We start from the raw sequence: 561 nt of genomic DNA, 5'->3' as shown, positions 1-561 counted from the left end.
CGATGGTTACAGGAAAAGGGCAACGATACTTCATTGACAAGTTCTGCGGAGCTTTGGCTGAGGTGTAAAGATGATTAAAAGCCGAGATGAGTGGTACGAAGCTATCCATAAACTGGAAGAAAAGTATGCTAGCGAAAATGGCAAGGGAGTAAAAATCAAGTCGATGATTTGCGTCCCTGATGATGATCCGCTATTGAAAGAAGTACAGCAATTTTCACAAAAAATAATTGGAGAACACAAATATCCAGCAAATGCCAAACCACATAAAAGCAGTAAGTTTAAACCTTATTTCTACAAAGCTTTCGATCAAAATGGCGAGCTAATTGCTAGTAGTAACGGACTCAAAGAATTATCTACAAAATTAAAAGATAAAGGGATGTTTAATCATAAACAAACTACTCATTCTGTTATCAGTATCATCAGCAACCATTTGAGTAAGTATTATGGGAAGTTCGAATGGGGAAAGGTTGTTAAGTATGATAGCAAAGCCCATGAAGATTAGCAGACAGTCCATCAGTAGCTGGAAACGCAGAACTAACCAGTTACAGAAAAGTCATAACA

Annotated in this window: 1 protein-coding gene; it reads left to right on the top strand. The window is 37.4% G+C overall.

The features are described 5' to 3' along the window. Window positions 1-70: 70 nt before the first annotated feature. Window positions 71-502, top strand: coding sequence for a hypothetical protein (locus FC87_RS06675; RefSeq protein ID WP_056962001.1), 432 nt, complete (start codon window positions 71-73; stop codon window positions 500-502). Window positions 503-561 lie beyond the last annotated feature (59 nt).

The sequence above is a fragment of the Fructilactobacillus florum DSM 22689 = JCM 16035 genome, from assembly GCF_001436645.1.
Lineage (GTDB): Bacteria > Bacillota > Bacilli > Lactobacillales > Lactobacillaceae > Fructilactobacillus > Fructilactobacillus florum.
This window is presented reverse-complemented; position numbering and strand designations above follow the sequence as displayed.

Excerpts from the sequence above, each read along its gene's own strand:
- FC87_RS06675 (WP_056962001.1), top strand. The coding sequence starts at position 71 with ATGATTAAAAGCCGAGATGAGTGGTACGAAGCTATCCATAAACTGGAA.